We start from the raw sequence: 22579 nt of genomic DNA on the forward strand, positions 1-22579 counted from the left end.
TCCGATCGGCGCCGCGACCGCGGCGGCCACCAACTGGGGTGACGAGAGGGCACGACACCGGCACCCCGCAGCCGGGCGGCGACTTCTGGCCCGGCCAGTTCAGCCGCACCCACGTGGGCGTGACCCGCAACGGCCACCGTGCCGTGATGGCCGGCCTGCGCGCGGGCCGGGTCTGGCTCGACCACGGGCATCTGCTGGACGGCCTCGACGTCCGGCTGAAGCGGGACGCCGACCACGGGCGCGGTGTGACGACGGGCGGCCGGCTGCGCGCCCGCGCGGGCGAGAAACTGACCCTGACGGTCACCGTGACCACCGCCTCGCGCCCCAACCCCCACGGCATCCTGCCGAAGCCGGCCCACGTCGACGTCATCCGCGGCGCGGTGCGCGGCCCGGTGGCCGACCGGGACGACTGGCGGGCGCCGGACACCAGAGGGGTGCGGACGGTGGACGTGGGCGGCCGGAAGGGGACGTACGCCCTGCGGGTCCCGCTGGTCGCCGGTGACGAGTCCTTCTACCTCCGGCTGCGCGGCAGCGACGGCAACCGCCACGGCGCGGGGTACCTGGGCGCCTCGGTCGACCCGAACGGCCCGATTCCGCACGTGCCCGGGGACGGGGACCCCTGGGTCGACACCTGGTTCTGCACGAACCCGGTCTTCGTCGATGTGGTGCGCGGCCGCTAGGGGCACCATGCCCGCGTTCGGGGTGGGCGACGATCAGTGGGGGCGGCTGGGGTGAGCCGCCGAGGGAGGGGAGGCGCGGCGCCCACCGGGACGGACTTCCCACCGGTGTCGGTCCCGGTGGGCCGCGGGGGTCGCCCCTGCCGCCCCTGTCGGACCCGGTGGTCACGACGTCGCCGATGGCACTCGGTCAGGGCCCGGGCCGGGCCGTGGCCGGCACGATCGCGTCGACGGCGCGCGCTCGGCGCACCGTCCGGTCCGCCGCTTCGGTCCGCCGCCGGACGAGGGACGACCGTGGTCCCGGGCCGGATTCGGCCGTTGTCCGCGTCCACGGTTGTTGCCGCCCCGGCCGCGCGGCATGCTGTGCCCCGTACGTACGAAGCGCCCCCGCCCGGGGCCTGTCCCAGGGAGCCCGTCATCGCAGGCCGGCAGCGTGCCACCGACGACGCGGGGCCACGGGTGAGCGACGGGCGGAGCCACGGGTGACCGACGACGCGGGCCCACGTACGACCGGTGACGCGAGTCCACGGGTGACCGACGAGGCAGGTCCGCATGTGACCGACGACACGGGCCTACGTACGACCGGTGACGCGGGTCCCCATGTGACAGGCGATCCGCTCCGGCCCTCCGTCCCCGGGCCGGCGGGCCACCCCGCTCGCTCCCCGGCGACGGACCGCGGCGGCCGGACCGCGCGCGGAAAACCGCTCTCGGCGCCCGGCCGGCTGCTCGCCGTGCTCGCCGCCTTCGACCACGAGCACCCGGCGCTGTGTCTCACGGACATCAGCCGCCGGGCCGGGCTCACCCTCACCACCGCGCACCGGCTGGTGGGCGCGCTCACCGAGTGGGGCGCGCTGGAGCGGGACGAGGACGGCGCCTACCACGTGGGGCTGCGCCTGTGGGAGCTCGCGGCGCTGGCTCCCCGCGGCCTCGCGCTGCGACAGGCCGCGCTGCCGTACCTGGAGGACCTGTACGAGGCCACGCACGAGAACGTGCAGATGGCGGTGCGCGACGGCGCCGAGGTCGTCTACATCGAGTGGCTCTCCGGACGCTCAGCGGTGGGCGTCCGCATCCAGGTCGGCGCCCGCTGGCCGCTGCACGCGACGGGCGTCGGCCTGGCGCTGCTCGCCCACGGCGATCCCGCGTTCCAGGCGGCCTACTGCCGCGGTCCGCTGGCCGCGTTCACACCGCACACGATCAGTGACGGGGTACGGCTGCGCCGGGAACTCGCCGAGGTGCGCCGTACCGGCGTGGCGGTGAGCAGCCGTCAGGTCACCGAGGACGCCGTGTCGGTGGCCGCTCCGGTGCGCCGGTCGGGCGGGGCCGTGGTCGCGGCGGTGTCGGTCGTGGTGCCCTGGCAGGACGGGCAGGTACCGGCGCTGGTCCCGGCGGTCCGGCTGGCGGCGCGCGGGATCTCGCGGGCACTGGGATGGCAGCCGCGGCCGGAGCCGCCGGTCCGCGCGGGGGCGAGGGCGGCCGTACCGCCACGGCCCGGTCCGGGCTCGTAGGACCACCACACCGGCGCGCGGAACCCCGGCGCGCGAAACGGCCGCACCGGCACACACGGAACCCGGCGCGCGGAACCGCGATACGGGCACACGCCGGGCGCGGAGGCGATAGGGGCACGCGCCCGGCCGCGAACGCGGGACAGTGACACCGGCCCCGTACAGGTGAGGGCGGCGGCACCGACCCACCCCGGCCCCGGACATCGGAATGCCCGTGTCGCTCGACTTCACCGAGCCGGTCGAGGACCGGGCCGCCGTCGAGAAGGCGATCACGGTGACGGCACAGCCCCCGTCGAGGTGGTCGGCCACTGGTTCAGCGACACCCGTCTCGGCTTCCGGCCCGAGGAGTACTGGGCCGCGGGGACGACGATCACGCTCGGTCTGCGCCTCAGGGACGTCGAGGGCGCGGCCGGTGTGTACGGCACGCAGTCGAAGGACGTCGCCTTCCGCGTAGGCCGCCGTCAGGTGAGCACGGTCGACCTGGCGAAGAAGACCATGACGGTCGAACGTGACGGCTCCACGCGCGCCACCTATCCGGTGAGCGGCGGGGACGCCGACCACACCACCTGGGGCGGGATCATGGTGATCAGCGAGCGGTTCGAGCAGACCCGGATGGAGTCCTCGACCGTCGGGCTGGGCGACGAGTACGACATCGCGGACGTCCCGCACGCGCAGCGCCTGACCACTTCCGGCACCTTCGTCCACGGCAACTACTGGGCCTCGCCGGCGGTCTTCGGCACCACGAACACCAGCCACGGCTGCGTCGGCCTGCACGACGCCAAGGGCGCGAACGACACCTCCGCGCCGGGCTACGCGTTCTACGCCAGTTCGATGCCCGGCGACGTGATGGTCGTGCGGAACTCGGGCGAACGGACCGTCGATCCGTCCAACGGCCTCAACGGCCTCAACGGCTGGAACCTGTCCTGGTCGGACCGGAAGGCCGGGAGCGCCCTCTGAGGCATGCCTGACAATTCCCCCTTCAGAGCCTGAACTCCCTTGTGGCGCAAGGAGTTTATCGGTTCAACCTCTTGACGGTACGAGTGGCGGGGAGCACATTGGCCGACGCACTCTGAGAGCGCTCTCAGAATGCGTCGGCACAACCCGCGCACCCCCACCCCCGTACCTGAGAGGCACCCATGCGTGAACCCTCCGGCACCCTCGTAGGACGCGGCCCCCTGCGGCGCACCCTGGTGGCCGTCATCGGCACCCTGAGCCTGGTGGCGGCCGCCGCCGCGGCCGCCACCCTTCCCGCGAACGCGTCCGCGCCCACTCCCCCCTCCGGCTGGTCCCAGGTCTTCGTCGACGACTTCAACGGAGCGGCGGGGACCGGCGTCAACACCTCCAACTGGCAGTACGACACCGGGACCAGCTATCCCGGTGGCGCCGCCAACTGGGGTACCGGCGAGGTCGAGACGATGACCTCCAGCACCAACAACGTCGCCCTGGACGGCAGCGGCAACCTGCAGATCACCCCGCGCCGCGACGCCGCCGGCAACTGGACCTCGGGACGTATCGAGACGAAGCGCACCGACTTCCAGCCCCCCGCCGGAGGCAAACTGCGCGTGGAGTCGCGGCTCCAGATGCCGAACGTGACCGGCGCCGCCGCCAAGGGCTACTGGCCCGCCTTCTGGGCGCTGGGCGCGCCCTACCGCGGCAACTACCAGAACTGGCCGAGCGTCGGCGAGCTGGACATCATGGAGAACGTCCAGGGCCTCAACACCGAGTGGGCCACGATGCACTGCGGCACCAACCCGGGCGGCCCGTGCAACGAGACGAGCGGCATCGGCGGCAACACCCCCTGCGCCGGCACGACCTGCCAGGCCGGCTTCCACACGTACGCGATGGAGTGGGACAGGTCGACCAGCCCCGAGGAGATCCGTTTCTACCTCGACGGCGTCAACTTCCACACGGTGAGGGCGAACCAGGTGGACGCGACGACCTGGGCGAACGCCACGAACCACGGTTACTTCGTCATCCTGAACGTGGCGATGGGCGGCGGCTTCCCGGGCGCGTTCGGCGGTGGCCCCGACTCGGGAACCGTGCCGGGCCACCCGCTGGTGGTGGACTACGTCCAGGTGCTGCAGGCGAATGGGAGCGGTACCACGCCGCCGCCGACCGGCAACCGCGACGCCTACAGCGCCATCCAGGCCGAGTCCTACGACAGTCAGTCCGGCACCGTCGCCGAGACCACCACGGACACCGGCGGCGGACAGGACATCGGCTCGGTGGCGAACGGTGACTGGGCGCTCTACAAGGGCGTCAACTTCGGCTCCTCGGCGGCCGGTCAGTTCTACGCCAGGGTCGCGAGCGGCGCGGCGGCCGGCGTCAGCGGCCTGGTCGAGGTGCGCCTGGACAGCCGTACGAGCACGCCCGTCGGCAGCTTCGCGGTGGGCAACACCGGGGGCTGGCAGAGCTGGCGGACGGTCCCGGCCAACATCACCGGCGTCACGGGCACCCACGACGTCTATCTGACCTTCACCAGCGGACAGCCCGCCGACTTCGTGAACGTCAACTGGTTCGACTTCGGCCACTGACCGGAGGAACGCGCCGCGTGCGGTGACTGACCGAGGGGGTGGGCCGCGCGGCCCGCCCCCTCGGTCAGTTCAGCTCCGCCCGGAACACCACCGGGGTCGTCCCCGTGTGCTGGTGGAAGAACTTCGAGAAGTTCGCCGAGTCCGGGAAGCCCACGGCGACGCCGATGCGGCCGATGGGCATCTCGGTGTGCGCGAGCAGCCGCTTGGCCTCCAGGACCACCCGCTTGTCGATGAAGCCCTTCGGGGTCTGTCCGGTGGCGGCCCGCACCGCGCGCACCAGGGTGCGCCGGGAGTAGCCGAGGGTGTCGGCGTAGGCGCTGACGCTGTGGTTGGTGGCGAAGTCCTTCTCGACCGCGTCCCGGAAGCGGGTGAAGGTGGTGTCGGCGCGCTCCCGGTCGGCCTCGGCGGAGCTGGCGGCCAGGTGGGAGAGGCGGAGCAGGAAGGCGGTGAGGGAGTGCCGCAGCACCGCGGTGTGCAGGCTGAGCGGCAGGGTGGTCGTGTCGACGTACTCGCGCTCCAGCTGGGCCAGCGCGTGCTCCAGGGCGGCGAGCCGCTCGGGGTCGGGACGCAGCGTGGGGGGCAGGTCGTAGCGGTAGAGGCCGGTCGCCTCGACGGTCGCCCGCGGCAGGAAGCCGGGCTGCATGGTCAGGACGGTGCCGCGGTAGCGGTCGGTACGGGAGAAGCGGTGGACCTGACCGGGCCGGATCCACAGGATGTCGCCCGCGCCGACCTCGTACTCCGCGAAGTCGATCATGTGCCGGACCGGCCCCTCGTGGAACAGCATCACGACGTGGAAGTCGATGCGGTGCACGCGCTCCAGGGGGGCGTCCACATGCCAGGTGTGACCCGTCCCCATCGCGCCGACCTGCATGCCGACGCCGGAGAGGCTCAGGTCGGTGGGGAAGGGGAAGGTCCTGATCCCGTCCTGGGCCTCTTCGCCCCCGGCACCGCCTTGGGTGGTTCTGTCCGTCATGTCTCTCTCGCGTCGGCTCGGTGCGGCACTGCGTGTCCCACTTTCACCGAAGGCTGACACAGGGGCACCTTTCCCGGCAAAAGTCAGACTTTTAAGTTTGAACGCGTCCGAGCAGTTGAGACGCTTCCCACGAGGACTTCTTGAAGATGAGCACGCAGCAGAGCAGCCAGACACCGGACCGTTCCCCCGACGGCCTCCAGTGGACCGAACTCGACCGGCGTGCCGTCGACACCGCTCGTCTTCTGGCGGCGGACGCCGTGCAGGAGGTCGGGAACGGCCACCCCGGCACCGCCATGAGCCTGGCCCCGGCCGCATACACGATCTTTCAGAAGGTGATGCGGCACGACCCCGCCGACCCGGAGTGGACCGGCCGTGACCGCTTCGTCCTCTCCCCCGGTCACACCTCGCTGACCCTTTACACCCAGCTCTTCCTGTCCGGCTACGAACTGAGCCTCGACGACCTCAAGGCGTTCCGCACGCACGGCTCGAAGACGCCGGGCCATCCCGAGTACGGTCACACCGCGGGTGTCGAGACGACGACCGGTCCGCTCGGTCAGGGTGTCGCCAACGCCGTGGGCATGGCGATGGCCGCCCGCTACGAGCGCGGTCTGTTCGACCCCCGGGCCCCTCAGGGCGAGTCTCCCTTCGACCACACCATCTGGGCGATCGTCTCGGACGGCGACCTGGAGGAGGGCATCTCCGCCGAGGCCTCCTCGCTCGCGGGCCACCAGAGGCTCGGCAACCTCGTCTTCCTCTACGACGACAACCACATCTCCATCGAGGGCGACACCGCGACGGCCTTCTCCGAGGACGTCCTCGGGCGCTACGAGGCGTACGGCTGGCACGTGCAGCGGATCGAGCCCACCGCGGACGGGGACGTCGACGTCCACGCCCTGCACACGGCCCTGCGGGCGGCGCGGGACGAGACCGGGCGCCCCTCGATCATCGCGATGCGCACGATCATCGCCTGGCCGGCCCCGAACGCGCGGAACACCGAGGCGTCCCACGGCTCCGCGCTCGGCGCCGACGAGATCGCCGCCACCAAGCGGCTGCTGGGCTTCGACCCCGAGCAGTCCTTCCAGGTCGACGCCGACGTGCTGGCGCACGCGCGGACCGCCCTCGACCGGGGCGCCGAGGCGCACGCCGTCTGGGACAAGCGGATCGCGGAGTGGCGGGCCGCACAGCCCGAGCGCGCGAAGCTCTTCGACCGCGTCGTCGCCGGCCAGCTGCCCGAGGGCTGGGAGGCCGCGCTGCCGGTGTTCGAGCCCGGCACCTCCGTCGCGACCCGTGCCGCCTCGGGCAAGGTGCTGCAGGCGCTCGGTGGTGTGCTCCCCGAGCTGTGGGGCGGTTCGGCCGACCTGGCGGGCTCCAACAACACCACCATCGACAAGACCTCCTCCTTCCTGCCGGAGGGCAATCCGCTGCCGGAGGCCGACCCGTACGGCCGTACCGTCCACTTCGGTATCCGTGAGCACTCGATGGCCGCGGAGATGAACGGCATCGCGCTGCACGGCAACACCCGCATCTACGGCGGCACCTTCCTGGTCTTCTCCGACTACATGCGCAACGCCGTCCGGCTCTCCGCGCTGATGCAGCTCCCCGTCACCTACGTCTGGACCCACGACTCGATCGGGCTCGGCGAGGACGGCCCCACCCACCAGCCGGTCGAGCACCTCGCCTCGCTGCGCGCCATCCCCGGTCTGAACATCGTGCGCCCGGCCGACGCCAACGAGACGACGGTCGCCTGGGCCGAGATCCTCCGCCGGCACTCCACGAACCCGGCCCCGCACGGGCTGGCGCTGACCCGTCAGGGCGTGCCCACCTACGAGGTCAACTCCGAAGCTGCGAAGGGTGGTTACGTGCTGCGTGAGGCGTCCACCGGGACGCCGGACGTGGTGCTCGTGGCCACCGGCTCCGAGGTGCACCTCGCGGTGGAGGCGCGCGAGCTGCTGGAGGCCGAGGGGGTCGGCACCCGGGTGGTGTCGATGCCGTCCGTCGAGTGGTTCGAGGAGCAGCCCGCCGAGTACCGGCAGAGCGTGCTTCCGCCGTCCGTGAAGGCCCGCGTGGCGGTCGAGGCGGGCATCGGCCTGACCTGGTACCGGTACGTCGGTGACCACGGACGCATTGTCTCGCTGGAGCACTTCGGTGCCTCCGCCGACGCCAGGACCCTGTTCGCCGAGTTCGGCTTCACCGCCGAGAACGTCGCCGCCGCCGCGCGGGAATCCCTCGCCGCCGCCCGCGGTTGATCCGATCGCACCAAGGAAGATGATCACTGTGACCGAAGCAGCCGCGACCGCGGTAATCCTGAAGCGCCTCTCCGACGAAGGCGTCTCCATCTGGCTCGACGACCTCTCCCGCAAGCGCATCGCGTCCGGCAACCTCGCCGAACTCGTCGCGACCAAGCACGTGGTGGGCGTCACCACCAACCCCTCCATCTTCCAGGCCGCCATCGGCTCCGGAGCGGGCTACGAGGAGCAGCTGGCCGAGCTCGCCGTGCGCGGCGTGACGGTCGACGAGGCCGTCCGGATGATGACCACGGCCGACGTCCGCGCCGCCGCCGACATCCTGCGCCCGGTGTACGACGCGACCGGCGGCCGTGACGGCCGGGTCTCGATCGAGGTCGACCCGCGCCTGGCCCACCACACCACCGCGACCGTCGCCGAGGCCAAGCAGCTGGCCTGGCTGGTGGACCGCCCGAACGTGATGATCAAGATCCCGGCGACCGAGGCGGGTCTCCCGGCGATCACCGAGGTCGTCGGCCTCGGCATCAGCGTCAACGTCACCCTGATCTTCTCGCTGGAGCGCTACCGCGCGGTCATGGACGCCTACCTGGCCGGGCTGGAGAAGGCCCGGGAGGCCGGCGTCGACCTCGCCGGCGTCCACTCCGTCGCCTCCTTCTTCGTCTCCCGCGTCGACAGCGAGATCGACAAGCGGCTGGCGAAGGTCGGCACGGACGAGGCGCTGGCCCTCAAGGGCAGGGCGGCGCTGGCCAACGCGCGTCTCGCGTACGAGGCCTACGAGGACGTCTTCGGCGCGGCCCGCTGGACCGCCCTCGCCACGGCGGGCGCCAACAAGCAGCGCCCCCTGTGGGCCTCGACGGGCGTCAAGGACCCGGCGTACAAGGACACACTCTACGTCGACGAGCTGGTCGCGCCGGGCACGGTCAACACCATGCCGGAGGCGACGCTCGACGCCACCGCCGACCACGGTGACATCCACGGTGACGCGGTGACCGGTGGCTACGCCCAGGCCCGCGCCGACCTCGCGGCCGTCGAGCGGCTCGGGATCTCGTACGACGAGGTCGTCAAGCAGCTGGAGGACGAGGGTGTCTCCAAGTTCGAGGCCGCGTGGGGCGATCTGCTCGACGCGGTGAAGGTCTCGCTGAACGGCAAGGGAGTCGAGGGGGAATGACCGAGAGTGAAGCGCTTCCCGACGGTGCCCCGCAGGATGCGGCCGCCGCGCCGCAGGGATCCGGTGACCAGGCCGTGGAACCGCGCGCTGTGAAGGCCGCGGCGGGGACCACGCCCGAGCACGGCCCGGCGGACCCGGAGGACCCCGACGACTGGGACAACCCGCTGCGCGACCCCCGCGACCGCCGTCTGCCGCGGATCGCGGGCCCCTCCGGTCTCGTCATCTTCGGTGTCACCGGCGACCTGTCCCGCAAGAAGCTGATGCCGGCCGTGTACGACCTCGCCAACCGGGGTCTGCTGCCGCCGGGTTTCTCGCTCCTCGGGTTCGCCCGGCGCGAGTGGGAGGACCAGGACTTCGCCCAGGTCGTCCACGACTCGGTGCGTGAGCACGCGCGGACGGAGTTCCGCGAGGAGGTCTGGCAGCAGCTCGCCGAGGGCATGCGGTTCATCCCGGGCGACTTCGACGACGACACCGCGTTCAAGCAGCTGCGCGAGGCCGTGCAGGAGCTGGACGCCTCCCGGGGCACCAGCGGCAACTACGCCTTCTACCTGTCGGTCCCGCCGAAGTTCTTCCCCAAGGTCGTCCAGCAGCTGAAGAAGCACGGGCTGGCGGACGCCCCGGAGGGGTCCTGGCGGCGCGCGATCATCGAAAAGCCGTTCGGCCACGACCTGGCCAGCGCGCGGGAGCTGAACGCGATCGTGCACGAGGTGTTCGACCCGGAGCAGGTGTTCCGCATCGACCACTACCTCGGTAAGGAGACCGTCCAGAACATCCTGGCGCTCCGCTTCGCCAATCAGATGTACGAGCCGATCTGGAACCGGTCGTACGTCGACCACGTACAGATCACCATGGCCGAGGACATCGGCATCGGCGGCCGGGCCGGCTACTACGACGGCATCGGGTCGGCCCGTGACGTCATCCAGAACCATCTGCTCCAGCTGATGGCGCTGACCGCGATGGAGGAGCCCATCGCCTTCGACGTCGAGTCGCTCCTGACGGAGAAGCTGAAGGTCCTGAAGTCGGTCAGGCTCCCGGAGAACCTGGGCGAGCACACCGTGCGCGGGCAGTACGCGGCGGCCTGGCAGGGCGGCGAGCGGGTACGCGGTTATCTGCAGGAGGACGGCATCGACCCCGGGTCGACGACGGACACCTACGCGGCCGTCAAGGTGGAGATCGACAACCGCCGCTGGGCGGGCGTCCCCTTCTACCTGAGGACCGGCAAGCGTCTGGGCCGGCGGGTGACCGAGATCGCGGTGGTCTTCCAGCGTGCGCCCCACTCGCCCTTCGACTCGACGGCCACCGAGGAACTGGGACAGAACGCGATCGTCATCCGTGTCCAGCCCGACGAGGGCATGACGGTCCGCTTCGGTTCGAAGGTGCCGGGTACCTCCATGGAGATCCGGGACGTCTCGATGGACTTCGCCTACGGCGAGTCGTTCACCGAGTCCAGCCCGGAGGCGTACGAACGGCTGATCCTGGATGTCCTGCTCGGCGACGCCAATCTCTTCCCCCGTCATCAGGAGGTGGAAGAGTCCTGGAAGATCCTCGACCCCATCGAGGAGCACTGGGAGACGCACGGCAAGCCCGCGCAGTACCCCTCGGGCAGCTGGGGTCCGAAGGAAGCCGACGAGATGCTCGCACGAGACGGACGGAGCTGGCGCAGGCCATGAAGATCGACCTGACCGACACCACGGCAAGCAAGATCAACAAGGCGCTCGTGCAGGGGCGCCGGGCCATCGGCACCCCCGCCGTGGGCATGGTCCTGACGATGGTCATCGTCACGGACGAGGAGAACGCCTACGACTCGATCAAGGCCGCCGAGGAGGCCTCGCGCGAGCACCCCTCGCGCACCCTGGTCGTCATCAAGCGGCACGCCCGCAGCCCGCGCGACCGCACCAACTCGCACCTCGACGCCGAGATCCGGGTGGGCGCCGACGCCGGCACCGGTGAGACGGTCGTGCTGCGGACCTACGGCGAGGTGTCCGACCACGCCGACTCCGTGGTACTGCCGCTGCTGCTGCCCGACGCGCCCGTCGTCGTCTGGTGGCCGGTGAACGCGCCCGCCGTGCCCGCCAAGGACCCGCTGGGCGCTCTCGCGCAGCGCCGCATCACCGACATGTACGCCGTCGAGGCCCCGCTCGCGGCCCTGGACGCCCGGGTCTCCTCCTACGCGCCGGGCGACACCGACCTGGCCTGGACACGGCTGACCCCGTGGCGTTCGATGCTGGCCGCCGCGCTCGACCAGGCCCGTACGAAGGTGACCTCGGCCGCCGTCGAGAGCGAGGCCGACAACCCGAGCGCCGAGCTGCTGGCGCGCTGGCTGGGCGCCCGGCTCGGCGTCCCGGTCGACCGCGTGGTCACCGCCGGTCCCGTGGTCACCGCCGTACGGCTCGGCACGGCGGGCGGGGAGATCGTCATCGACCGCCCCGAGGGCCCGCTCGCCACGCTGACGCTGCCCGGACAGCCCTCGCGCACCCTCGCCCTGAAGGTGCGCAGCACCTCCGAACTGATCGCCGAGGAACTGCGCCGCCTCGACGCCGACGAGATGTACGCCGTCGCCCTGCGGGGCGAGGGCACCAAGGAGACCGCCCGTCATGCCTGACTCCCCCAAGCTCACCCGGCGTCCGCAATGGGCGGCCCTGGAGGACCACCGCGCGGACGGCATGCTCCACACGCGGCTGCGTGAGCTGTTCGCCACGGACCCCGGCCGCGCCGAGCGCTATGTCGTGCGGGTCGGCGATCTGCGGATCGACTACTCCAAGCACCTGATCACGGACGAGACTCTCGCCCTGCTCCAGGAGCTTGCGGTGGCCACGGATGTGTTCGGGTTGCGGGACGCGATGTTCCGGGGTGAGAAGATCAATGTGACCGAGGACCGTGCGGTCCTGCACACGGTGTTGCGTGCGCCGCGGGACGCGGTGGTCGAGGTCGACGGGCAGAACGTGGTCCCGGGGGTGCACGCGGTCCTGGACCGGATGGCCGCTTTCGCCGAGCGGGTGCGGTCGGGCGAGTGGACCGGTCACACCGGCCGGCGGATCAAGAACGTGGTGAACATCGGGATCGGCGGTTCCGATCTGGGTCCCGCGATGGCGTACGACGCGCTGCGGTCCTTCACCGACCGCGGTCTGACGGTGCGGTTCGTGTCGAACGTGGACGGCGCCGACCTCCACGAGGCCGTCCGTGACCTCGACCCGGCCGAGACCCTGTTCATCATCGCGTCGAAGACGTTCACCACCATCGAGACGATCACCAACGCCACCTCCGCGCGGACCTGGCTGCTGGCCGGTCTGAAGGCCGGCCCCGAGGCGGTCGCCCGGCACTTCGTGGCCCTGTCCACGAACGCCGGGAAGGTCGCCGACTTCGGCATCGACACCGACAACATGTTCGAGTTCTGGGACTGGGTCGGCGGACGCTACTCCTTCGACTCGGCGATCGGCCTGTCCCTGATGATCGCGATCGGCCCGGACCGGTTCCGGGAGATGCTGGACGGCTTCCACCTCGTCGACGAACACTTCCGCACCGCGCCCGCGGAAGCCAACGCGCCCCTGCTGCTGGGCCTGCTGGGCATCTGGTACGGCAACTTCCACGACGCGCAGTCCCACGCCGTGCTGCCCTACTCGCACTACCTCAGCAGGTTCACCGCCTATCTCCAGCAACTCGACATGGAGTCCAACGGCAAATCGGTGGACCGGCAGGGCCGGCCGGTGGACTGGCAGACCGGACCGGTGGTGTGGGGTACCCCCGGCACCAACGGACAGCACGCCTACTACCAGCTCATCCACCAGGGCACCAAGCTGATCCCGGCCGACTTCATCGGCTTCGCCAACCCCGTCGACGAACTCGAGACGGGCCTGGCCGCCCAGCACGACCTGCTGATGGCGAACTTCTTCGCACAGACCCAGGCCCTGGCCTTCGGCAAGACACCCGACGAGGTCCGCGCCGAAGGCGTCCCCGAACACCTGGTCGCCCACAAGACGTTCCAGGGCAACCACCCCACCACCACGATCCTCGCCCGCGAACTGACCCCCTCCGTCCTGGGCCAGCTCATCGCCCTCTACGAACACAAAGTCTTCGTCCAGGGCGCCGTCTGGAACATCGACTCCTTCGACCAATGGGGCGTCGAACTCGGCAAGGTCCTCGCCAAACGCGTCGAACCCGCCCTCACCGAAGGCACCGACGTACCCGGCCTCGACCCCTCCACCGCCGCCCTCGTGGCCGCGTACCGCTCTCTCCGGAAGAAGTGAACGACATGACCGCGATGCAACTGGGGCTCGTCGGCCTCGGCAAGATGGGCGGCAACATGCGCGAGCGGATCCGCCGCGCAGGCCACACCGTCATCGGATACGACCGCAACCCGGAACTCGCCGATGTCCACAGCCTCGAAGAACTCGTCGGCGCGCTCGAAGCCCCCCGTGTGGTGTGGGTGATGGTGCCGGCCGGCGCCGCGACCCAGTCCACCGTCGACCAGCTCGGCGACCTGCTGGAGCCCGGCGACACCGTCGTCGACGGCGGCAACTCCCGCTGGACCGACGACGAGAAGCACGCCGAAGAACTCGCCGCCAAGGGCATCGGCTTCGTCGACGCCGGCGTCTCCGGCGGCGTCTGGGGCCTGCAGAACGGCTACGCCCTCATGGTCGGCGGCGACACCGAGAACGTCGCCAGGGTCCAGCCCGTCTTCGACGCCCTCAAGCCCGAGGGCGACGCCGGCTTCGTCCACGCCGGCAAGGTCGGCGCCGGCCACTTCTCCAAGATGGTCCACAACGGCATCGAGTACGCCATGATGCAGGCCTACGCCGAGGGCTGGGAACTCCTGGAGAAGGTCCACTCCGTCACCGACGTCCGCGAGGTCTTCCGCTCCTGGCAGGAAGGCACCGTCATCCGGTCCTGGCTGCTCGACCTGGCCGTCAACGCCCTCGACGACGACGAGCACCTCGACAAACTCCGCGGCTACGCGGACGACTCCGGCGAAGGCCGCTGGACCGTCGAAGCCGCCATCGACAACGCCGTACCCCTCCCCGCCATCACCGCGTCCCTCTTCGCCCGCTTCGCCTCCCGCCAGGACGACTCACCCCAGATGAAGATGATCGCCGCACTGCGCAACCAGTTCGGCGGCCACGCCGTCGAGTCCGCGGAGTAGGCCGCGCCATGGGCGACCTCATACTGGTCCGTCACGGCGAGACCGAGTGGACCCTGACCGGCCGGCACACCAGTTGGACCGATCTGCCGCTCACCCGGCACGGCGAGGAACAGGCCAAGTCCCTCGCCCCGTTCTTCGCCGGGCAGTCCTTCGCGCAGGTGTTCACCAGCCCCCTCGACCGGGCGGTACGGACCGCGGAACTCGCGGGCCTGACGGGACTGGTGAGCGACCCCGACCTGCACGAATGGGACTACGGGAGCTACGAGGGGATCACCACCCGATCCATCCACCGCACCCGGCCCGACTGGGTCCTGTGGGAGGACGGGGTGCCGCCCGGTCCCGACGGGCACCCCGGCGAGTCGCCGCAGGAGGTGGGCGAACGCGCCGACCGGGTCCTGTCCCGCGTGGACGCGGCGCTCCAGAACCACCCCGGTGACGTGGTCCTGGTGGCCCACGCGCACTTCCTGCGGGTGCTGACGGCCCGTCGGCTCGGGCTCCCGGCGGACGCCGGACGGCTGTTCCAGCTCTCGACGGGCACCGTCAGCCGGCTGTCCACCGAACACGGACATCCGGTGATCGCCGAGTGGAACGCCACCGGAACTTCTGCGCCGGTCCGCTAGTTTCTACGTTGCTGTAGAAACCGAGGAGGTCTCCGGTCCGCCCACGGGCGGACCGGGCCTCTCCCGACGTATGGAGTTCTCATGGCCCTGTGGGACCGCGTCAAGGAGTCCGCGTCGACGATGCAGACCCAGCTCGTGGCGAAGAAGAACGATCTCAAGAGCGGTGCCTTCCGCGACGCGAGCATGGCCATGTGCGCGCTCGTCGCCGCGGCGGACGGGTCGGTCGATCCGTCCGAGCGGCAGCGCGTCGCCCAGCTCATCGCCACGAACGAGGTGTTGCAGAACTTCGACGCCGACGACCTGCGCCGCCGCTTCGACGACAACCTGAACAAGCTGACCGCCGACTTCGCCTTCGGCAAGGTCAGCGTCCTCCAGGAGGTCGCCAAGGCGAAGAAGAAGCCCGCCGAGGCTCGTGCCGTCATCCAGATCGGCATCGTGATCGGCGGCGCCGACGGCGACTTCGACAAGACCGAGCAGGCCGTGGTGCGGGAGGCGTGCTTCGCGCTCGACCTGCCGCCGCACGAGTTCGACCTGTAGTTCCCCGCCGGTCCCCGGCCGCGTCGCCCACGGCGGCCCGGGGCGTGTGAAGTGGCTCAGGCGCCGCGCGACGACCGCTTGCGCCACTTCACGAACTCCTTCTCCGGATCGCCGGTGCAGGACCAGGGCGAGCGGCTGGCGCGCGGCCCGACCATCCGGAAGAGCGGACCCGCCAGGTCCGGGAGGCCGGCGTAACAGGCGGCGTGCGCAAGGTAGTTGAAGTGACGCACCTCCTCGGGAGCGGGTGGCTCCTCGGAGCGTGCGGTGAGCCAGCGCTGCCAGCTCCGCCGCACGTCGCCGACGGCTTCGTCGTGGTCCCAGTGCCGGTCGAACCCGGCGGGCGTGTCCCGCCGGCCGTTCGCCTCCTCCGAGGCGGCGCGGTACTCCTCCACCCGTGCGACCTGCAGGAGGACCGGCAGCGCCGAGCCCGCCGGGGCGACACCCGCCGCGTCCCGGGCGAAGTCGTACATGAGGCCGTGCGACCCGTGCCAGCGCGCCGAGTAGTAGCGCAGCACCTGGAGGTGCCCCTCCACGCTGTACGGATCGCGGGCGTGCAACTCGTCCCACCAGCGCCCGAGTTCCTGACGGCGGACCCCGGCGGGATAGAGCCGGGCGACGGAGATGAGGCAGATCCAGGGTGTGGGGTCGTCCGGGTAGGCCTCGGCGCCCTGGAGGCAGGCCATCACCGCCTGGTCGACGCGACGGCGTTCCACCGGGGCACCCCCGCCCGCCGCGCCGGCGAGGTGGAACGCCCTGGCGACCTCGGTCGCGGCCCGCAGTACCAGGGCGTCGCCGCCGCGCGGTTCGGCGGCGAGCCAGGACTCGACCGAGGAGTTGTCCACACAGGCCGCCGCCAGCAGCCGCATCCGGTGGCCGCGCACGGGCCACGCGGGGCCGGTGGCCCTCAACAGGTCACGCAGGCTCTGCCAGCGGCCGACGGAGATGTCCTGGCGCGCCGAGCTGAGGAGCGTGTCCCCGCCGCCGGGGTCGAAATCGGGAGTGAAGCGGTCTCTCGCCATGCGGTCTCTCTCAGAAGTCGGTGGGGAGACCTTCGTGAAGAAAGGACCGCTCGACCGCCGTCACCACCGTGTCGGACGAACCGAGGACTCCGGTTGGGAGAGCCCTCTGCCCCTGTCGTCGTTCGTGGATGCGCTGCTTCGGTTGCCCGGAGGCCGCTGTTGTCGGCCGACGGTAGCTCCGCAGGAGGTGTTCCGCAGGTGGTGTGATGATAGCGGTGGTCTTTGGTGTTTCAATGTCAACTCGCCGGTAACATCGGTCGGGTAGGGCCCCGCGCGGCGGTGACCTGGCGCGCGGGCCGTGTCAGCGCCCCGGGCCGCGCGCGGCGGCTTGCGCCGCGAGGCGCACCGGAGCGTTCCGGGCGCCGTAGCCGCGGTAGCCGCCGTCGCGCTGGACGAGTTCGAAGAAGACGCGGCCCACGGTCCCCGTGCAGCAGTGCCGGAACTCTCCCCACTCGTCACGGTCGTAGAGGACGCCGAGTTCCTGGTATGCCGCCAGAAGTAGATTGATGTCGAGTCCGTCGAAGCCGAGGTCCCCGGCCGCGCGGACGAGGTCGCCGACCGCCTCCGGGCGGACGCCGAGCGTGTCGATGTCGATCAGGCGGTACAGGTGCCGCAGCCCCTGCCGGTCGGCCTCCCGCTGATGCAGCGCGGGGCTGAGCGAGGGGCCGATGCCGGAGCCGACGAGGCCGACGAGGCCGACGAGGTACGAGGTCCGGGGCACGGAGCGCCTCCGCGGGTACGGGCGTGGCGACCGTCCCGGTGACTGGTCGGCGACCGGATGAGGACTCGTGATGTACGAACTGGTTCATCAGTCATAGCGAGCGGTCCGTCCGATGGGAAGGGCCGGCCGCCCTGGAGCGACTCCGGGACGTCAGCGCCGGGCGCCCTCCTTCTACAATCGCGGGCACGACCCTCTCGCCCGAAGGAACCCGATGACCAGCGTCGAAGAACCGGCACGTCCCAACGGGCGCATCCGTGACGCCGCCCGCACGCGGGCCGAGATCCTCGACGTGGCCACCCAGGAGTTCGCGCGCGCCGGGTACACGGGGGCACGGGTCGACGAGATCGCCGCCCGCACCCGGACCACCAAGCGGATGATCTACTACTACTTCGGCGGCAAGGAGCAGCTGTTCACGACCGTGCTGGAGCGCGCGTACTCGGTGATCCGGCAGGCCGAACAGGAGTTGGACGTCGAGCACTTGGACCCGGTGGCGGCCATCCGCCGGCTCGCCGAGCTGACCTTCGACCACCATGAGGCGCATCCCGACTTCATCCGGCTGGTCAGCATCGAGAACATCCACGGGGCCGAACACATCGCCGCGTCCGAGGAACTGGGCAAGATCGGTTCGCCCGCCCTGGAGGTGATCGGCCGGATCCTGGCCACCGGCCGCGCGTCGGGCCTGTTCACGGCCGACGTCGACGCCGTCGACCTGCACGCGATGATCAGCTCGTTCTGTTTCTTCCGGGTCGCCAACCGGCACACTTTCGGCGCCCTGTTCGGCCGCGACCTGACCGCCCCCGACCAGCGGGATCGCTACCGGGCCATGCTCGGCGACATGGTCATCGCCTATCTGACGGCGGACCGCGCGGCGGACTGAGGAGCCCGGCCGCGGCAGGGGAGGTCCTTCGGCGCGACCTCTTGACACCCGGGAATCGTCGGCGCAGCATCCATAGCCCCGCTACTAACTATCCAGTGGGTTATTTTCCGGCGGCCGGAGAGCAGGCCAGTGCCGGCTCGATGGCGCTCGAACACGCGCCGCCGGGGCGCCGGGGCTTCTTCACCGGCTTCACCCTCAGCGGCACCCGGGGCGGACAACTGCTCGCGACCCTGGTCTTCCTGCCGGTCGCCGCGCTGCCCGAGGACCGATTGCTCTCCTGGGGCTGGCGCGTCCCGTTCTGGCTGAGTGTCGCGGTGGCAGCCGTCGGGTACGTCGTCCGCCGCACCCTCCAGGAGACCCCGGCCTTCACCCGGCAGGCCGACTCCGAGGGCGTCGCCTCGTTCCCGCTCGCCATGCTGTTCCGCACGCAGCACTGGGCGGACGTCCTGCGGGTCGTCGCGGGCGCCCTGATCGCGTCGGTCGGCGCGATCTTCACGGTGTGGGCACTGGCGTACGGCACGAGCGACTCGGTGGGTCTCTCACGCACCCGGATGCTGTGGGTGGGCGCGCTGGCGAACGTCGTCGCGCTCGCCGCGATCCCGGCCTGGGCCGCGCTCTCCGACCGGATCGGCCGTCGCCCGGTCTACCTGATCGGGGCCACGGGCAGCGCCGGTCTGATGTCCGCCTGCCTGTGGGCCGTCTCCACGGGCTCCTACCCCCTGGTCCTCCTCTTCGGCATCCTCGCCTTCGGGGTGGTCCACAGCGCCGCGAACGGGATCTGGCCGTCCATCTACGGCGAGATGTTCCCCACCCGCGTCCGGCTGTCCGGCATGGCGATCGGTACACAGATCGGCTTCGCGGTCGACGGGTTCGCGGTCACCTTCGCCACGCGGATCGCCGGGCCGGACGGCGACGGCTGGTCGTCGGTGGCACTGTTCACCGCGGCGCTGTGCGTGCCGCCGGTGCTCGCGGCGCTCACCGCGCGCGAGACGCACACGGTCCCGACGGAGCGGCTGGGCGAGCGGGTTCCCCGCGACGCGTCGCGGCGGGAGACCGTGACGGCCTGACGCTCCCCCGGTCGTCCACGTCCCCGACAGCCCCTCACCGCCGGGGACTTGGGCGTATCCGGGTGAACGCCACCCCTGGATTTGGTTGACAGCCCACGTCGGACAGCAAGAACATCGGGCGGGGCCGAGCGCGAGGCCACGGCGGGAACACCGGCCGAAGCGGCGCGCGACGCGACGGCGCGGCCCCAGGGAGTCGCTCCGCGCACCCCGGCCGGATTCAGGGGCGGCCGGGATGCGCGGAGCCCCCGCCCGCGCCCGTGACACGAACGGGCGGGGACGCCCGGGAGCCCGGCGCGGACCCGGACCGCGGTCGTCAGCGTTCGCGGGGGACGCCGTACGCGTGCTCCACGTGCAGCCGCAGCACGAGCCGCCGGTCGCGGACCATGGCGGCCCGGTAGTCGTCCCAGTCGGGGTGCTCGCCCATCAGGTCGCGGTAGAGCCGCACGAGCTCCTCGACGGTCTCGTCGTGCGGGTCCCCGGCCACGGGCGTGAGCTCGGCGGTGCCCTCGGCCACCGTGTACGCCCAACGGTCGTCGCTGGTCACGTGGTACGAGGCCCGCGGATCCCGGCGCAGGTTCCGCGTCTTGGCGCGGTCGTCCGTGAGGGAGACCCGGACGACGTTCTCGTCGGGACTGTAGGCATGGACGACGTTCGACAGCTGGGGCCGTCCGTCCCTCTTGAGGGTGGTGAGCACCCCGCCCTTGTACTCGGAGAGCAGCCTGAGCAGTGCGTCCTGCTTCGCGTCCTGAGTCATACGGGGATCAACCCTCCGGCGCGGATCGTCATTCCCGGGCCGCCCGGAGACGGACACCGTCCGCACGAGTCCGTAGACAGTGTCTACTACCAACTGGTAGACCATGTGCGTGAACGAACGGGAGACGGGACTCAAGGCCCGGCTGATCGATGCCGGCGTCGACCTGGTGGCCGAGGAGGGGGCACAGGCGCTGACCCTGCGGGAGATCGCCCGCAGGGCGGGGGTCTCGCACGGGGCCCCGCGCCGCCACTTCCCGACCCATCTGGAACTGCTGTCGGCCATCGCGCACCGGGGCTTCACCGACCTCGCGGCCCGGGTGGCCGAGGCCCTGGGCGACGGCGGTGCGAGCCCTCGTTCGCAGCTCACCGCGCTCGGGCTGGTCTACCTGGACTTCGCGCGGTCGCGTCCGGGCATGTACGAGCTGATGTTCCGTCATGACCTCCTGGAGAGCGGCCGGCTGGGGCTGCGCGAGACGAGTCTGCCGCTGTTCGGGGTGCTGACCGATCTCGTCGGCCGGGCGAGACCCGGGACCGAGGCGCGGGTCACCGCCGGGGCGTTGTGGGCGAACCTGCACGGCATCGCCCAGCTGTGGGGCTGGGGCAGCCTCCGACTCGCCACCGGTGCGGCCGACTTCGTACCTCTGTTGCGCGCCGCGTTGGACGCGCACCTCGGACCGGAGGAGTCATGAAGCAGCCCGGCCCGGCGGCCGGCCGCCGCCTCACCCTCGCGGGAAGCGTCCTCGGGGCCGCGATCGTCGCCCTGGACGGCACCGTACTGACGGTCGCTCAGCCCGCTCTGCGCCGGGATCTCGGCGCCTCCCTCGTGCGGGTCCAGTGGACCAGCACCGGCTATCTCATCGCGGTGGCCTGCCTGTTGGTGTTCGCCGGACGGCTCGGGGACCGTCACGGACACCGGCGGCTCGTTCGCGGCCAGTTGCTTCCTTCAGGACGTACTGGACCTCGACCCGTTGGAGACCGGTCTGCGGGCCCTGCCCGCGCCCGTCATGATGGTGCTGGGCGCGCCCGCGTCGGCCGTCCTCATGCGGCGCCTCGGGGCGCGCCGGACGGTCCTGATCGCGTTGTGCGTCCTCGTGGCGGGGGTCCTGCTGCTGTCGCGGCTCGGCCGGGAGTCCACGGCGGTGCTCATCGGCACCGGATTCCTCCTGCTGGGCGCCGGCTTCGCGGCGGTGATGGTCACCGCGACGACGGTCGTCGTACGGCACGTCCGCGTGGAGTCGGCGGGGGTGGCGGGCGGTCTCCAGCAGACGGCCATGAATGTCGGGCCCACGCTGGGAATCGCCGCGGTGGCCGTGCTGATGCCCTTCCGGGGCGAAGTCGGGACGGGTCCCGCGCTGACGGTTCTGGCGGCCGTGGCCCTGACCGCGCTGCCGCTCGCCCTGCGCCTGCCGGGACGCGACCGCTCCGCGACCCGCGGGCAGGCCTGCCCCGGAGCAGCCGGGGGAACTCCGTACGAGACGATGAACACGAGGCGGTCCACGAGCCGCAGTGCGGAGGAGAGCGATGGGACACCTGCGACAGGACGTCGAGCCGCATGAGGTCGGCCTCGACCCGAAGGCGCTGGCCCGGTTGGACCAGTACCTCGCCCACCTGGTCGACGACCACCGGCTGCCCGGTTGTCTGGTGGCCGTGTCCCGGCACGGCACGGTCGCGCACCTCGCGACGCACGGATGGCGCGACCGCGCGGCCGGGCTCCCGGTGGAGACCGACACGCTGTGGCGGATCTACTCCATGACGAAGCCCGTCACCTCGGTGGCCGCTCTGATGCTGCTGGAGGAGGGGCGCTTCCGACTGGACGACCCGATCGCCCGTTTCCTGCCGGCCTTCGCCGAACCGCGGGTGTACGTCGGCGGATCGGGGGCCGGCACGCGGACCCGTCCGGCCGGTCGGCCCCTCACGATCCGGCACCTGCTGACCCACACCTCCGGTCTGACGTTCGGTTTCTACCACTCCCATCCGGTCGACGCCCTCTACCGCGACGCCGGTCTGGAGTCGTCGGTGGCGCCGGGCGCGGATCTGGCGGGAACCTGCGAGGTGTACGCCGGTCTGCCGCTCCAGTTCGAGCCGGGCACCGAGTGGAACTACTCGGTCTCCACCAACGTCCTGGGCCGCCTCGTCGAGGTCGTGTCCGGCCAGGACCTCGACGTCTTCCTCGCCGAGCGGATCCTCCGCCCGCTCGGGATGACGGACGCCGGGTTCTGTGTCACCGACGAGCAGTCGGGGCGGCTCGCCGAGCTCTACGGTGAGGACTCCGAGGGCCGGATCGCCCCGATCGCCGGGCTTCCGCTGCACGGCCGTCCGCGCTTCCTGTCCGGGAGCGGCGGCATGGTGGCCACCGCCCACGACTACCACCGCTTCATGGAGATGCTCCGCCGCCGCGGCGAACTCGACGGCGTCCGGCTGCTGAGGCCCGAGACCGTGGACACGATGGCGTCCAACCAGTTGCCGGGGGGCGTCGACCGCCGCGCCTTCGGCAGCCCCCTGCACCGTGAACCCGGCAACGCGGGCCTGGGCTTCGGTCTCGGCGTCTCCGTCGTGGTGGACCCGGCGGTCACCCGGTACCCCTCCAGCGAGGGCGCGTTCGGGTGGAGCGGGGTCGCCGGTACGACCTTCTGGGTCGACCCGCGCCGGGACCTGACCGTGCAGTTCTTCACCCAGGTCCGCCCGACGGGGTCGCACGCGCACTTCCCCGAGCTGAAACGGCTCGTGCACGAGGCCGTGCAGGACTGACCC

General features: G+C 71.4%; 16 protein-coding genes and 5 pseudogenes. 17 read left to right on the forward strand and 4 right to left on the reverse strand.

What is annotated here, in order from left to right:
- Positions 1-53: 53 nt before the first annotated feature.
- The 4 genes and pseudogenes from GFH48_RS08665 to GFH48_RS08680 all read left to right on the forward strand — a co-directional run.
- A pseudogene (locus GFH48_RS08665) lies at positions 54-680 on the forward strand (histidinol-phosphatase); the annotation flags it as partial.
- 719 nt (positions 681-1399) lie between these two features.
- Complete coding sequence (locus tag GFH48_RS08670; protein WP_228121286.1) at positions 1400-2182, forward strand: IclR family transcriptional regulator; 783 nt, start codon at positions 1400-1402, stop codon at positions 2180-2182.
- Positions 2183-2381: 199 nt separating this feature from the next.
- Positions 2382-3136 (forward strand): annotated as a pseudogene (locus GFH48_RS08675) (Ig-like domain-containing protein); the annotation flags it as partial.
- Between the two features lie 179 nt (positions 3137-3315).
- Entirely contained in the window at positions 3316-4713 is a 1398-nt protein-coding gene (locus GFH48_RS08680) for a glycoside hydrolase family 16 protein (RefSeq protein ID WP_153287711.1), read from the forward strand.
- Between the two features lie 64 nt (positions 4714-4777).
- On the opposite strand, the gene GFH48_RS08685 is transcribed toward GFH48_RS08680, so the two are convergent.
- A complete protein-coding gene (locus GFH48_RS08685; RefSeq protein ID WP_153287712.1) occupies positions 4778-5686 on the reverse strand; it encodes a helix-turn-helix domain-containing protein in 909 nt (302 codons plus the stop codon).
- Positions 5687-5832: 146 nt separating this feature from the next.
- Here GFH48_RS08685 and tkt point away from each other — a divergent pair, with 146 nt between their 5' ends.
- The 8 genes from tkt (at position 5833) to GFH48_RS08725 (ending at position 15391) form a co-directional block, all read left to right on the forward strand.
- Positions 5833-7932 (forward strand): transketolase, encoded by a 2100-nt coding sequence (gene tkt / locus GFH48_RS08690; RefSeq protein WP_153287713.1) that lies wholly within the window; start codon positions 5833-5835, stop codon positions 7930-7932.
- 19 nt (positions 7933-7951) lie between these two features.
- The gene (gene tal, locus GFH48_RS08695; RefSeq protein ID WP_153287714.1) at positions 7952-9097 is read left to right on the forward strand and encodes a transaldolase; all 1146 of its coding nucleotides are present in this window, start codon (positions 7952-7954) and stop codon (positions 9095-9097) included.
- Entirely contained in the window at positions 9094-10767 is a 1674-nt protein-coding gene (gene zwf, locus GFH48_RS08700) for a glucose-6-phosphate dehydrogenase (protein WP_228120455.1), read from the forward strand. The genes tal and zwf overlap by 4 nt, the downstream gene beginning before the upstream one ends.
- Complete coding sequence (gene opcA, locus GFH48_RS08705) at positions 10764-11699, forward strand: glucose-6-phosphate dehydrogenase assembly protein OpcA (protein ID WP_153287715.1); 936 nt, start codon at positions 10764-10766, stop codon at positions 11697-11699. The genes zwf and opcA overlap by 4 nt, the downstream gene beginning before the upstream one ends.
- Entirely contained in the window at positions 11692-13341 is a 1650-nt protein-coding gene (gene pgi, locus GFH48_RS08710; RefSeq protein WP_153287716.1) for a glucose-6-phosphate isomerase, read from the forward strand. The genes opcA and pgi overlap by 8 nt, the downstream gene beginning before the upstream one ends.
- 14 nt (positions 13342-13355) lie before the next feature.
- Positions 13356-14234, forward strand: a complete 879-nt coding sequence (gnd, locus tag GFH48_RS08715) for a phosphogluconate dehydrogenase (NAD(+)-dependent, decarboxylating) (RefSeq protein WP_228121288.1) — start codon at positions 13356-13358, stop codon at positions 14232-14234.
- Positions 14235-14242: 8 nt separating this feature from the next.
- Positions 14243-14854 (forward strand): histidine phosphatase family protein, encoded by a 612-nt coding sequence (locus tag GFH48_RS08720; RefSeq protein ID WP_153287718.1) that lies wholly within the window; start codon positions 14243-14245, stop codon positions 14852-14854.
- A gap of 81 nt (positions 14855-14935) precedes the next feature.
- On the forward strand, positions 14936-15391 hold the full coding sequence (locus GFH48_RS08725; protein WP_153287719.1) for a tellurite resistance TerB family protein: 456 nt from the start codon (positions 14936-14938) through the stop codon (positions 15389-15391).
- A 56-nt stretch (positions 15392-15447) separates the two neighbouring features.
- On the opposite strand, the gene GFH48_RS08730 is transcribed toward GFH48_RS08725, so the two are convergent.
- Positions 15448-16410 (reverse strand): hypothetical protein, encoded by a 963-nt coding sequence (locus GFH48_RS08730; RefSeq protein ID WP_153287720.1) that lies wholly within the window; start codon positions 16408-16410, stop codon positions 15448-15450.
- 505 nt (positions 16411-16915) lie between these two features.
- Positions 16916-17131: pseudogene (locus tag GFH48_RS08740) on the reverse strand (shikimate dehydrogenase); the annotation flags it as partial.
- Positions 17132-17342: 211 nt separating this feature from the next.
- Between GFH48_RS08740 and GFH48_RS08745 the strand changes: the two are divergent.
- A complete protein-coding gene (locus GFH48_RS08745) occupies positions 17343-18008 on the forward strand; it encodes a TetR/AcrR family transcriptional regulator (RefSeq protein WP_153287721.1) in 666 nt (221 codons plus the stop codon).
- Positions 18009-18118: 110 nt separating this feature from the next.
- A pseudogene (locus GFH48_RS08750) lies at positions 18119-19075 on the forward strand (MFS transporter); the annotation flags it as partial.
- 313 nt (positions 19076-19388) lie between these two features.
- On the opposite strand, the gene GFH48_RS08755 reads toward GFH48_RS08750, so the two are convergent.
- Positions 19389-19829 carry a PPOX class F420-dependent oxidoreductase gene (locus tag GFH48_RS08755; RefSeq protein ID WP_153287722.1) on the reverse strand — a complete coding sequence of 147 codons (441 nt, stop codon included), beginning with the start codon at positions 19827-19829 and terminating at the stop codon, positions 19389-19391.
- A gap of 103 nt (positions 19830-19932) precedes the next feature.
- Here GFH48_RS08755 and GFH48_RS08760 point away from each other — a divergent pair, with 103 nt between their 5' ends.
- The 3 genes and pseudogenes from GFH48_RS08760 (at position 19933) to GFH48_RS08770 (ending at position 22576) form a co-directional block, all read left to right on the forward strand.
- The gene (locus GFH48_RS08760; protein WP_153287723.1) at positions 19933-20517 is read left to right on the forward strand and encodes a TetR/AcrR family transcriptional regulator; all 585 of its coding nucleotides are present in this window, start codon (positions 19933-19935) and stop codon (positions 20515-20517) included.
- Positions 20514-21384 (forward strand): annotated as a pseudogene (locus GFH48_RS08765) (MFS transporter). The gene GFH48_RS08760 and the pseudogene GFH48_RS08765 overlap by 4 nt, the downstream one beginning before the upstream one ends.
- Positions 21350-22576, forward strand: a complete 1227-nt coding sequence (locus tag GFH48_RS08770) for a serine hydrolase domain-containing protein (protein ID WP_153287724.1) — start codon at positions 21350-21352, stop codon at positions 22574-22576. The pseudogene GFH48_RS08765 and the gene GFH48_RS08770 overlap by 35 nt, the downstream one beginning before the upstream one ends.
- Positions 22577-22579 lie beyond the last annotated feature (3 nt).

Origin of the sequence: Streptomyces fagopyri, from assembly GCF_009498275.1 — a bacterium.
GTDB lineage: Bacteria > Actinomycetota > Actinomycetes > Streptomycetales > Streptomycetaceae > Streptomyces > Streptomyces fagopyri.